We start from the raw sequence: 12,853 nt of genomic DNA on the forward strand, positions 1-12,853 counted from the left end.
CTTCTCAAACGAAGTTTCCCCTAAATTTTAAACCGTTTCTCGGACAGTAGTGATTTTATAAAAGAACTTTTCAGTTGTGCATAAGTTATTTTGATTCCAAGGGCCTATCAGATGTTCTATAAATCCCATTAAAAACTATAGCTCGCATTTTCATGAAAAAATTATTTACTAGTGCATTTTTGCTTTTTTCCATCTCAGCTTTTGCACAAGATGATGCAGCTGAATTGGCTAAGAAATTGGCCAATCCAATCGCTTCCTTGATTTCTGTTCCTTTTCAGAATAACACAGATTATGGAATAGGTGATTTCAAGGTTATCCCAGTAGGTTGGGATAACCTTTTTTTTACCTATTAATTTAATTTTTTAATGTAATTTCTATTCGCTTTTCTACCAGTTTGGTTTCAAAAGCTCAGGAATTGATGAGAAAACCAGGGTTAAGACGTCTTCGGTCTTCCATCTATTCAAGCAGAGAGTAATCCAACTGGTACTGTTGCGGATATTCATTTTATTAAAATTCTGTATGACTCCTCAAGAATCAATTCAGCATCTCAAAACAAAAATGTCCTCTTCCATCATCGGTCAGGATGATCTGGTGGAGCGATTGATATTGGTACTTCTCGCAGATGGGAATATGCTACTGGAAGGTTTGCCAGGCCTGGCCAAAACCAGGGCTATCAAATCATTGGCTTAGGAACTGGACTGCGGACTAAGTCGGATTCAGTTTACTCCAGATCTGCTTCCTTCAGATATCACAGGCACGGAGATCTATCAGCCGGAATTGGAAGAGAAATTTGTGTTTCAACAGGGACCGATTTTCAGTAATTTGATTCTTGCAGATGAAATCAACAGAGCTCCCGCCAAAGTACAGTCTGCTTTGCTGGAAGCGATGGAGGAACGACAAGTATCAGTCGCAGGCAAAACCTATAAAATGGATCCACTCTTTATGGTAATGGCTACCCAGAATCCCGTGGAGCAGGAGGGAACTTACCCACTTCCGGAAGCGCAGATGGATAGATTCCTGATGCATGTGGTGATCAGTTATCCAGATGATGCATCTGAACTGGCTATTTTGAGATTGAATAGAAACGAACAATCGCATGGAGAAACAGAGGAAGAAACTCCGCTTTCCCCAGATGTGATATTCGAAGCAAGAAAAGAAATTGCTCAGGTGAAAATCGCTGAGAATATGGAAAAGTACATCGTAGATATTATTTCAGCTACGCGCTTTCCGGATAAATATTCCAAAGAACTGGATAGCTGGATAGATTTCGGTGCCAGTCCACGAGGTAGTATTGCATTGGACAGAGCAGCAAGAACGCATGCCTGGATGAGCGGAAATGATTTTGTGACACCTGACAATGTGCGTGCTGTCGTTCACGACTGCTTAAGGCATAGATTGATCCTTAGCTATGAAGCCAATGCAGATGGAATCACCGCTGATAAGGTTTTGGATGAAGTGTTGAAAGTAGTCGCAGTAGTCGGGTAGATTTTAAAGTTTGAAATCTGAAATCTGAAATCTGAAATCCAGATTCTTGAATCTTACATCTCAAGTTTTCCGCCTAAACAATCAAATTTAGCCTAAGGTTATGTCCACCACCAACTCCTTTCCACCTCAAGTATTCACCTCGCTCAAGGAGCTGTTGGGAATGGAGCGCCTGTCCCAATATTTTTCTATGGTGGCCCGTAAACAAAAGGTGAAAAGTATTTTAGGAGGTAGGCATCAATCCAAATTGAGAGGTCGGGGATTGGATTTTGAGGAGGTGCGCCACTACGTAAAAGGCGACGATATAAGGAATATTGACTGGAAAGTCACTGCGCGTACTAAAGAAACCCATACACGTGTTTTTTCGGAAGAAAAGGAAAAGCCTGCCTTGATCGTGGTGGATCAATCCAAGTCTATGTTTTTTGGATCCCAGAATCGCACCAAATCAGTGGTTGCAGCTGAACTGGCAGCAGTAGCCGCATTTAGAGTATTGAAACAAGGAGATCGGGTTGGGGGAGTAGTTTTTGCTGATAACGGCATCGATATCATACAGCCCAAGCGGGATAGGAGAAATATCCTTCGCTTTTTGGAGAAGGTAGTGTCAAGAAACCATGAGTTGATTGATTCCAAGCCTGCCAATATTGAGGATGCATTGAAAGAAACTACTGCTAAAATCCGAAATATCGTGACACACGATTACCTGGTAGTGGTGATTTCTGATTTCCGTAGATATGACGCTGCTGTAATTCGATTTATTAGCCAAATCGCCCAGCACAATGATGTAGTATTGGTGAAAATAGTCGATCCGCTGGAGAAGGAAATTCCCGAAATGAAATTTGTAGCAGGAGATAGCGAAACGCAGGTGACTGTGGATGGCAAAAGCTCCAAGATTAGAGAAAAATTCAAAACCGGGTTTGAAAGTGATTACCTGGATTTTCAGGCTCAGATGAGTAAGCACCGTATTCCACTTTTCTCAATAGATACCTTGAATTCGGTGGAGGAACAATTAAAAGACATTTTCAAAAGAAACAGAAAATGATCCAGACAGACACTACACAAATTGATTCCTTGATTCAACAGCGACCACCGCTGGCTGATATGGGTTCTATTTATGAGCCTCCTGCTGTAGGCTTTACTTTTGAGACTATTGGCTGGGCTATTTTGGGAGGTCTGCTTATGCTTGGCATTTTGATCATACTGTTTTTTCTTATTAAAAAATACATTCACAATCGTTACCGAAGAGAGGCCCTTGCGGCCTTGCAAGAAATTCAGTCCAATCAACAGGCTTTTCCACAGGTTTTTGTGGTGCTAAAGCGGGTAGCGATTCACGTTTTTGGAAGAGAAAAAGTAGGGAATCTATATGGGAATTCCTGGTTGAGCTTTCTCGACAAGACCGGAAAAGAGGTACGCTTGTTAAGGTTTGAGAAACAGATCACTGACTCCATCTATCAAGACAGGCTCCCTGATCCTCAGGCACAAAAAGAAATTTTATCACAGGCACAAAAATGGATAAAAACACATGCCAGCTAATTTTGAAATAGCACATCTGTGGGTATTTTTCCTGCTTCCTTTACCATTTTTGGTGTATTGGATACTGCCTGCACTGCGTATTCGCAGCGCTTCTTTGAGATTGCCAACCTATGAAAGAGCTCTAGACTATACTGGTGAAAAGCCTAGAAAGTCCGCTTTTGTCAGAAGAAGAAGTATCTTCAATTGGGTGGTTTTAATGCTGGTTTGGGCCTTAATATTAGCGTCATTGTCCTCCCCACAGCTTGTAGGTGAACCTGAAATGAAAGTGAAGACTTCCCGTAATTTTCTCATCGCTGCGGATATTTCATTCAGCATGGCAGAGAGAGACTGGGAGATTGATGGAGCTAAAGTGCGTCGTTGGGATGCAGTGAAGTCGTTGATGCATGAGTTTATTCAGAAACGCGAAGGAGATCGGATGGGTCTAATATTTTTTGGAAGTAGTGCATACATTCAGGCGCCATTTACTCCTGACCTGGGCACTGTCAATCAGCTTTTGGACGAGGCAGATGTGGGAATGGCTGGACAGATGACGCATATTGGAAAGGCGATTGCCAAATCTGTCGAGCTATTTGACAAGGACACTATAGAGACTAAAGTCATGTTGTTATTGACCGATGGGGTCGATGCGGGGACGGAGATATTGCCACTGGATGCTGCGAATCTTGCCAAGGAAGATTCGATACTAATCTATACCATAGGGATAGGAGATCCGGCTGGTGTAGGAGTGGATTTGGATGAGGAGACACTACAGGAAATAGCGGAGATGACTGGAGGCCAGTATTTTCAGGCCAAAGACGAAGTCCGGCTGCAGGAAATCTACACCGAAGTGGATAAGCTGGAGCCCATAGAATATGAAGAGACTGAGAACCGTCCAACGACTTTGCTTTACTATTACCCGTTGAGTGCAGCTTTGGGGCTTTTGCTACTTTTGATGTTCTTTGAAAGCCTAATTCAGCTGATTCGTAATTCCCGACAAAATGGAAAGGAGGTCACCCTTGGATGATTTGTTTCCGATAGATTGGGAGTTATTCCACTTCCTGAGACCAGTGTTTTTATGGGGATTTATCCCGGTGCTTTTGATTTTGATCATTGGCTTACTGAGTATTCGTCAAGAAGTGACTTGGAAAAATATGATAGCACCTCATCTGCGACCTTATGTGATCCAAAAAGGCACGGAGAGAGTGAAGGTTTTGATGCAAATCATAGGTTTTTTGGCAATGGGCTTAGGAGTACTTGGTCTAGCTGGGCCAACCTGGAAGAAAATAGAGGTACCGGGACAAGAGCTGGAAACTCCTTTGGTGATTATTCTAGACTTGTCTCAAAGTATGTTGGCTACCGATCTCCAACCAAACCGCTTGGAAAGAGCCAAATTCAAAATCAATGACCTGCTGAAGGAAAATCCCCAGGCAAGAGCGGCACTCATAGGGTTTGCCGGAACGGCCCATACGATAGTTCCTTTGACCAAAGATTACGATATCATTCTTAGTCATATCGATGGCTTAAGTCCAGATGTGATGCCTTTTGCTGGCTCCAATTTGGGAGAAGCCTTGTCGCTCGCAGATACACTAATGTCCGTGACTGATGCTCCTGGGACTGTTTTAATTCTGTCTGACGATATAGAAGATGCAGAGTTTGATCTGATCCGGGATTTTGTACAAAATTCACAAAATAGCATTGAGCTTTTGCCCATCAATACAACAGCCGGAGCTGATGTGCCAAACGTGAATGGTCGTGGAACAATCAAAGATGAAGAGGGTAATGTCATTGTTTCTTCCCTAAATGAAGCTGTTTTGGGGCAGTTAAATTCTATTGAAAGGATTACAGTGAATAGATTGACCCTCGATAATAGTGATGTGGAGCTTATCAGTACTGCGGTGAAGAAGAATTTGATTTTCACCGAAAAACCAGAAGAGAAGAAAGATGACTGGCGGGATGCTGGTTTGCTGCTGATTATTCCAGTAGCGGCTTTGCTTTTACTATGGTTTCGAAAAGGTTGGGTGGTCTATGGCCTGGTTTTGATGTTATTTACTTCATGTTCTGAAGTGCAAAGTTTCGAGGATCTCTGGTACACCAAGGATTATCAGGGGCAGAAATTAAGTGATCAAGGTGATTATGCAGCGGCTGCAGAGCGCTTTGAAGATCCACTTCGAAAGGGCGTCGCTTACTTTAAGGCGGGAAATTATGAAGCTGCCATCCAAGAGTTTCAATCTGATACTTCAGCGTATGGAGCCTATAATCTTGGGCTAGCATATTATGAAAATGGAGATTATGATGCTGCACAAGTAGCTTTTCAGGATGCTGTAGAATTAGATCCGAATTTGGAGCAGGCGGCGAAAAATAAGGATCAAATGGAACATTTATCCGCAGGAGAAAATGAAATTGATCCAAAAGATGCGCAGGAATCTCAACCGCTGGATAATTCAAAGAACAAGCAGAACGACAGTCAGGAAGATCTCAGTGGTGGTGGTCAGGAAGCTACCGAGGAAGATATGAAGCAGGAGCGGCTGGAGGAAACTGTAGCTACGGATACCCGAAAAGGTAAGGAACTGGATGAAGTACCAGATGATATACAGGGCTCTATGCAACGGGATAATAGTAAGGTGCTGATGCGAAAAGTGGACGACGATCCTTCCTTGTTTTTGAAGAGGAAATTTGAATTTCAGGTAAAGAAAGACAGTATAAAACCAAAATCGAATGCAAGGAATTGGTAAGATTTGGATAGCTATTTTAGTTGTTCTGTCTCTCAGTTCTTTGAGAGTGCAGGGGCAAACGCTATGGGCCGATGTGACTGTGGATCGCAGTAGTACTTTTTTAGGACAACCGGTTCAAGTCACGGTATCGGTTTATACTTCCACTTGGTTCACCAAAGGTCTTGACGTAGGCAATATCAATGTCAATGATGCCTTCACTGTATATTTTAGACCTGTCTCAGTATCCAAAATTGAGAATGGAACCACCTTTCCAGGAGTGCAGCAAATCTATCATGTCTTCCCATATACCGACAAGGATATTGAGTTTCCTGCTTTAGATATAGAGGTAGAGTCACCGGCAGTCGGTGAATATAGAGGGAAAAAACACATAGTTAAAACCCAGCCGAAAAATATAAAGGTCAAGCCGGTGCCGTCTAAGTTTGCTGAAGATGAGTGGCTAGTAGCGAATGGACTAAGTGTGACAGAGCGCTGGTCTGGAAATCCTGACCGCAATCGTGAGTTGAAAGTTAAAGTTGGGGATGTGTTAGAGAGAACCATTTCCAGGTTGGCAGCTGGAACAGTTTCGGAATTGATTCCACCTGTAAGGTGGGATTCTGTGAGTAATGTGAGTTTGTATCCATCCCGTAGCCAAGTAGAGAATAATAAAACAAAGACGGCTATTTCGGCATCTAGGGTAGAAAATATGCGCTACCTCTTCGAGAAAGAGGGAGAAGTCATCTTGCCAGAAATGGTATTCACCTGGTATAATCCCTACAGAAATCAATTGTACAAGCGAACCCTGAAAGAAGTGAAAATTCAGGTCGAAGCAAATCCAGATTTGGGAGTCTTGGCTAGTGTAAGGGATTCCTTGGCGATGATTCAGGAAGAGATTGTATCTGAAGAAGCTGAAGATAAGCCTTTGACAATTTTGGGGATGAGCCCCGAGAAATTTGCAGGAGTCGTTGTCATAGGAATACTAGTATTGATTTTACTTTTCAAGCTGATTCGTAAATTCGTCACCTTTTTAAAAGAGAGAAGAGTGGCATATTTGATTTCGGAGGAATTTTATTTCCATGAATTTAAGAAGTCTGCTCATGGGAAAGACAAAAAGGCTACTGCAGCCAAGCTTTATAGATGGATCGATGCTATGGAGCTGCAGGAACCAAGTGCGGCATTTTTTGCAGAAATGTATGGAACTGAAAGTCTTCGAAGACAGGTGTCTGAGATGGAAACTAAGTGGGGAAATGGAAATCAGTTTTCAGGTCTGGTGATCAAAGAATGGGAATTCGCCAGGCATAACTATCTGAACCGTGGTGTGGTGGTAGATTCCGGATGGATTAATCCTTAGCCAATAGACTTTAGCGAAGATGCCTCGGCACTTCCCCATCCATTTCTTTCCACTTTTTGGTGAAAAATTTCCGCACTAATAGTTTGGCACTGATACCTACCGCCGCCGTTATCGCTGTATAAAGGACTACTTTTCCAAAGGATGCTTGATCTGTTTCTGGGTTTTTCGGTGCAGGATCTCCTGTTACAGCTTCGTATCTGTTATCTATAGCGGCTTTCGCGAGTGCTGCCACTCCCAGAGAGAGCACTGCAGATAAAATTGTGAATTTATTTTCTGATAGTTTCATGGCTTCTTTTTTCTAAAAATCTGCAAACTCTGTGCGCAAACAGTTATAGAATTATCCGCAATCTTGCTATTAACCTTATTTTCTTTGCTTTTAGGTTGGATGACCGAAGACTCCCGCATTGGCGGGACAGGCTGAAGTGGCTTCAATTCTTAAGTTTAACATATCCCTTTTTTGCTTTTGGCTCCATACTGGCACAAAAGCGGATATATATAACAGAAAACGGTCCATTAGTTTAAGAGAAGTAATTAGGGCTTAAATTTATCAGATTTATGGAGTATGGGACTTAGTCCACATCGTTGCTCACCATATCAAATGTCTCTCTGACTTTAGGCTGAAAGTTCCATTTCAAGGCTACCGTTGGCCCGTAATACACATCGAACTGAGTTCCGCTGCTGCGAAGTTGCATTTGAGCAATGATCCCAGTTAATACAGTTAAGTTTTTAGTAAGTCCTGCGGAGTAATAAACCGATTGTCTTAAGATGTCAAAATGGTCTTTGGCATAATCCTTTGGAGCAAATTTGAACATGATCTCTGTGTAATAAGAAATGTTATGTGATTTGAAGATGGGGTTATCTCTTTGGTTCAAATAATGATTTACTCCAAATCTTGCTCTCAATCTAGGAATCGTTCGCTTTATTCCATTTTTGTCATCAAAGAATTTTGTTTCAAATCGTACCTGCTCAAAAAGGCTACCCTTTTGCATTTTCTGCATATAGGTTCCCATCAGAATCAGCCTACGTTCCAGTATTTCCGGATTTCCAGCTTCCACTACCTCGTACTTCTTGTTGCGTGCGTAGCCCACATAAAATTTCATGTGTTTGAATCCTGAATAGATCAACCAGGGTCTCACCACAAATCGCTGCACGTAGGCATAGGGATTTGAATTGGTGTAGGCTCCCTGGGTCACCAGCTGCACATCTACTTGTCCTGATATTTTCCACTTCTCCATAAGAGGGAAAGCAACATCAATTTCTGAAATAGAAGCTGGGATAAAGCCAATGTCATAGCCAGAATCAGACTGTGCCTTTAGAGAGTCAGTTGGTAAAAAAAACAGCACAATTACCAGACAACCTAGGATGCCAGATCGTACGATGGCCTTCTTCGAGTTCAAGCCAATTCTATCCATTTATTATCTTGATTAGAAAATTTAAATCTACCTAAATATTAAAACCGAAACTTGCAAAGTGTAAATACATTGAAATGAATCAAACCCCTATCGCTTTGGAAACACTTACTTCCTATTTATATCTTTTTGCCTAAGTCAAATTTATTTTTCCATGGGCTGAAGTATGTGCGACCTAATCCCCATCACGATCATCAGCTGCCCAATGGCGTAAGTTCCCATAATGATGATTCCTGCATCTTGAATCGGCTGATGAAATTTATCCATGGCAATGATTCCATCCGAAATAAAGAATAAAAAAGCACCTAAGAAGACTTGCCAGAAGGAAGAGGAGTTGCATTTACCATAGCGATCTCTCGCCGTGGTGACCATACTTACAATAACCAAGGTGTAAATAATTACGGGAATTCTCATGGGGCCCAAATTTGGGTTGACCATATAGAAGACGAATGCCGCCATGAAGTAGAGTGGGAGATTGATGAAAAATGTTTTTACAAAATTCACATTCTGAAGTGACTCTGGTGCTTTTTGCGCCACCTTGAATCCTATAATATAGCATACTTGTGCCAGTAGGAAAGCTCCAATTCCGTATATAAAAAGGTGCTCCCATAAAAGTAAAATATCTCCAAGCCAGGAAAAAATTAAAGCCGCCATAATCGATTTTGCCAGCAAAGTGCCAGAAATAGGTTTCGTGATTTGATAAAAATACATACCTAAACCAAAAATAATCAATGGTTTAGAAAAAAATCTTAGCTCGTTCTGCTGCTCAAGGATAAAGGCAATATCTGTGAGTGAAGCAAATAAAAACAGGTAAAGCCAGAGTATATTTTTCTTTTTCAAGGAAGGGATAGTTTTGAGTAATTTTCCAAATGTGTAATAATTACTTGTCTTTTAATTTAATTCAAAATTAAATGCTGGAAAAACAAAAAAAATCAAAATGTGTATATTTCTCCGCTTTCTAAAATTTTATTCTAAAATAGGGCCATTTTTCAAGTAAAGAGGATAGAGAAAAGATATTTTTTATAGCTATGACCAAATTTTATTTACCTATCCATGTTAACAAATAGTTAAAATTTGTGAAATTTGTAAGAAGAAACTTAACGATATGTACCCGTACATCAAAGTAGGTCAAATTACCTTTGCAGAGAATTTATTTCAAACCAACTTATATCAAAACGTACAAATTATGAGGCAAAATTTACTTAAAAGTTTAACCTTTTTGTGTCTGATAATCCTTTCTACAGGATTGGCAATGTCGCAAGGGGTAACTTCTGCTAGTATTCAAGGTACAGTAGCAGAAACAAATGGAGAAACCTTACCAGGTGCGAATGTTGTGGCTATACATATTCCCTCGGGAACTCGATATGGCTCTGTAAGTGACTTAAATGGTCGATTTATCTTGCCTAACCTTCGCGTAGGCGGGCCATATACAATTACATTGTCATTCGTTGGATATGAAAGTAGATCATATGAAGGGATCGTGTTGGGTCTCGGCCAAACCTATTCGTTAGAAGCAACTTTATCCGATGGAGTAGAGCTAGAGGCAGTAGAAGTAATAGGTTCTAATAGTGGAATCATGAATTCTGACCGCACAGGTGCATCTACTAATATTGGAACTGAACAGTTGTCTGACCTTCCTTCTATTTCTAGAAGTGTAAATGATTTTGTACGACTTACACCTCAGGCATCTACAGCTGGAAGTGGTGTTTCATTTGGAGGACAAAACAACAGATATAATCAATTTGCAATTGATGGAACTGTGAACAATGATGTATTCGGTCTTGCAGGAAATGGTACAAATGGTGGCCAAACTGGAGTAAATCCTATTTCACTTGATGCAATAGATGAAGTACAGGTAGTAATTGCTCCATACGATGTTAAACTTGGTGGATTTACAGGTGGCGGTATTAATGCTGTCACAAGATCAGGTACAAATAGTTTTGAAGGATCTGTTTTTTATTTTGGCAATAATCAGAACCTTGTTGGTAAAAGCCCAAATGAAGCTAGAACAAAATTGGATGATTACTCGGATTACCAGGCTGGTTTTAGATTAGGTGGTCCTATCATTAAAAACAAATTGTTCTTCTTTGTAAACGGTGAGGTCACTAGAAATTCTTCTCCGGTTCTCTTTGATCCAACTAGCTCTTCTGGAGGTTCTAATATCACTATTGATGAATTAAATAGAGCTCAGTCCGTAGCACAAAGACTAGGATACGATCCAGGATCCTATGGGGCATATAGTAGCAGCCAGAGTTCTGAGAAGATTTTTGCAAGATTGGACTGGAATGTAAACGACAAAAATAAAATCACCTTGAGACACTCTTATGTTTACGGTGAGCAGGTAAGTATTTCAAGAAGCCCAAATTCTGTAAACTTTTTCAACAGTGGGGTTTTCTTCCCTTCAACAACCAACACCTCTGTTTTTGAGTGGACTAGTAGGTTGAGTAACAATATGTCAAATGAATTACGTATTGGCTACACAAGTGTTAGAGATGATAGAAATCCATTGGGCTCTCCATTTCCTGCAGTAAATATTAGATTGTCAGGTGGACGATCTATCAACATGGGGTCTGAGGCATTTTCTGTAGCCAACCAGTTGGATCAGGACGTACTTACTATCACTGATAACTTTACTGTATACAAAGGCAAACATACATTGACTTTTGGTACACATAATGAGTTCTACTCTACCTATAACTTGTTCATTAGACAAAATTATGGTGCATATTCTTATTATTCTTTAGAAGACTGGGAATCTGTAGGAACAGCAAATGAAGTATTGCCAAGAAGCTACGATTATTCTTATTCTAGAACGGATAATCCACAGCAGGGAGCGGAGTTCAATGCTTTCCAGCTTGGTTTTTATGCTCAGGATGAATATCAGTGGAAACCTAATTTAAAAGTAACCGCTGGTTTGAGATTGGATATTCCAACTTTCTCTGATAAGCCTTCGGTGAATGCTGACTTTAATAATGATTTTGCCGAGTACGATGTCGCAACAGATCAAGTCCCAGGAGCTCAATTAATGGTTTCACCTAGAGTTGGATTCAATTGGGATGTGAATAATGACGGCAAAACTCAAGTTCGAGGTGGATTAGGTCTGTTTACGGGTCGTGTTCCTTTTGTATGGATCTCTAATCAATACACCAATACTGGGAATGAGTTTGGTCGTGTTGCTTTATTTAGAAGTTCTGAAACCTCTACAGGAGATTATCCTGAAGATTTCACATTCCAGCCGGACCCGTTCAACCAGGCTGATGCAGCTGATGTAGGGAAATCGTTAGGTGTATCGGAGATAAATGTTACAGATAAGGATTTTAAATTTCCTCAAGTATTTAGAGTAAATGCTGCGATTGACCATGAATTACCAGGTGGTATAATCGGAACTTTTGAAGCAATCTATACCAAGAACCTTAAGAACATTGATTTCAAAAATTTGAATAAGCAGGAAGACGGAACTTTGTCAGGAGCAGATGATAGAGTGTATTTCAATAGAAATTATGCAAATCCTGATTACAATGATGTAATCCTTTTAACTAATACCAACAAAGGTTATGCTTATAACTTAACTGCTCAATTGCAAAAAAGCTTTGAATCTGGCCTTACTTCCAGTGTAGCCTATACTTTTGGAAGGTCTAAAGATGTAAACGGTGGTACTTCTAGCCAGGCTTTTTCCAACTGGAGATATGTTGAGCAGGTGAACGGGGGCAATAATGCTGAAATAGGATTTGCGGATTTCGATGTTAGATCAAGAGTAGTAGCATCTTTAGGGTATAAAATTCAGTACCAAGGTGGCTCTGCAACAACTATTTCTGCCTTCTATAATGGCCAATCAGGTATTCCTTTCTCTTATGTAGTGAATGGAGACTTGAACAACGATAGAACGTTCGGGAATGATTTGATTTACATTCCAGCTTCAAAAAGTGAAATCCAATTCACAGGAACTCAAGCTGAGCAAGATGCACAGTGGAATGCTTATAATGCATACATTGAAAATGATGAATATTTGAGCGAGCATAGAGGAGAATATGCTGAAAGAAACTCAAACAGACTGCCTTGGACAAATCAACTTGATGTTCGTTTTATGCATGAAATAAAACTGAATACTACTGGCGATACTAACCACAGGCTTACCTTTACTTTTGATGTGATGAATCTAGGGAACCTTATCAATCAAGAGTGGGGAAGACAATACGGAATAAGTAATAATGCTTTCTCAGTGATCGATTTAGATCGTGTAGAGGTCAATGGATCTACCAAAACGCCAGTTTATGAATATACTGGGGCTGGTCTAAACGATGGCAAGCCATATTTTGTAAGTGATTTCCTTTCAAGATGGAGAGGTCAGATTGGTATTAGATATACATTTAATTAATACTGAACTAAAATCCCCT

10 protein-coding genes and 1 pseudogene are annotated in these 12,853 nt (G+C 40.6%); 8 read left to right on the forward strand and 3 right to left on the reverse strand.

Annotation, left to right across the window (positions count from 1 at the left end):
- Positions 1–152 precede the first annotated feature (152 nt).
- The 7 genes and pseudogenes from AACZ87_RS21255 to AACZ87_RS21285 all read left to right on the forward strand — a co-directional run bounded on the left by AACZ87_RS21255 (position 153) and on the right by AACZ87_RS21285 (position 7,050).
- Entirely contained in the window at positions 153–353 is a 201-nt protein-coding gene (locus AACZ87_RS21255; protein ID WP_339870091.1) for a hypothetical protein, read from the forward strand.
- A 205-nt stretch (positions 354–558) separates the two neighbouring features.
- Positions 559–1,485: pseudogene (locus tag AACZ87_RS21260) on the forward strand (MoxR family ATPase).
- A gap of 100 nt (positions 1,486–1,585) precedes the next feature.
- Positions 1,586–2,521, forward strand: coding sequence for a DUF58 domain-containing protein (locus AACZ87_RS21265; protein ID WP_339870092.1), 936 nt, complete (start codon positions 1,586–1,588; stop codon positions 2,519–2,521).
- Complete coding sequence (locus tag AACZ87_RS21270) at positions 2,518–3,012, forward strand: DUF4381 domain-containing protein (RefSeq protein ID WP_339870093.1); 495 nt, start codon at positions 2,518–2,520, stop codon at positions 3,010–3,012. Before AACZ87_RS21265 ends, AACZ87_RS21270 begins: the two co-directional genes overlap by 4 nt.
- The gene (locus AACZ87_RS21275) at positions 3,002–4,015 is read left to right on the forward strand and encodes a VWA domain-containing protein (RefSeq protein WP_339870094.1); all 1,014 of its coding nucleotides are present in this window, start codon (positions 3,002–3,004) and stop codon (positions 4,013–4,015) included. Before AACZ87_RS21270 ends, AACZ87_RS21275 begins: the two co-directional genes overlap by 11 nt.
- A complete protein-coding gene (locus AACZ87_RS21280) occupies positions 3,990–5,723 on the forward strand; it encodes a VWA domain-containing protein (RefSeq protein WP_339870095.1) in 1,734 nt (577 codons plus the stop codon). Before AACZ87_RS21275 ends, AACZ87_RS21280 begins: the two co-directional genes overlap by 26 nt.
- Entirely contained in the window at positions 5,707–7,050 is a 1,344-nt protein-coding gene (locus AACZ87_RS21285) for a BatD family protein (protein ID WP_339870096.1), read from the forward strand. Before AACZ87_RS21280 ends, AACZ87_RS21285 begins: the two co-directional genes overlap by 17 nt.
- Before the next feature lie 10 nt (positions 7,051–7,060).
- Here the strand turns inward: AACZ87_RS21285 and AACZ87_RS21290 are convergent, their stop codons facing one another.
- The 3 genes from AACZ87_RS21290 to AACZ87_RS21300 form a co-directional block, all read right to left on the reverse strand.
- Entirely contained in the window at positions 7,061–7,336 is a 276-nt protein-coding gene (locus AACZ87_RS21290; protein WP_339870097.1) for a DUF4235 domain-containing protein, read from the reverse strand.
- Between the two features lie 283 nt (positions 7,337–7,619).
- Positions 7,620–8,462 carry a DUF2490 domain-containing protein gene (locus AACZ87_RS21295; RefSeq protein ID WP_339870098.1) on the reverse strand — a complete coding sequence of 281 codons (843 nt, stop codon included), beginning with the start codon at positions 8,460–8,462 and terminating at the stop codon, positions 7,620–7,622.
- A gap of 141 nt (positions 8,463–8,603) precedes the next feature.
- Positions 8,604–9,299, reverse strand: a complete 696-nt coding sequence (locus tag AACZ87_RS21300) for a lysoplasmalogenase (RefSeq protein ID WP_339870099.1) — start codon at positions 9,297–9,299, stop codon at positions 8,604–8,606.
- Between the two features lie 346 nt (positions 9,300–9,645).
- Between AACZ87_RS21300 and AACZ87_RS21305 the strand changes: the two genes are divergently transcribed.
- Positions 9,646–12,834: a carboxypeptidase regulatory-like domain-containing protein gene (locus AACZ87_RS21305; protein WP_339870100.1), complete on the forward strand. Its 3,189-nt coding sequence runs from the start codon at positions 9,646–9,648 to the stop codon at positions 12,832–12,834.
- Positions 12,835–12,853: the final 19 nt, after the last annotated feature.

The organism is uncultured Algoriphagus sp. (assembly GCF_963974365.1).
Classification (GTDB): domain Bacteria; phylum Bacteroidota; class Bacteroidia; order Cytophagales; family Cyclobacteriaceae; genus Algoriphagus.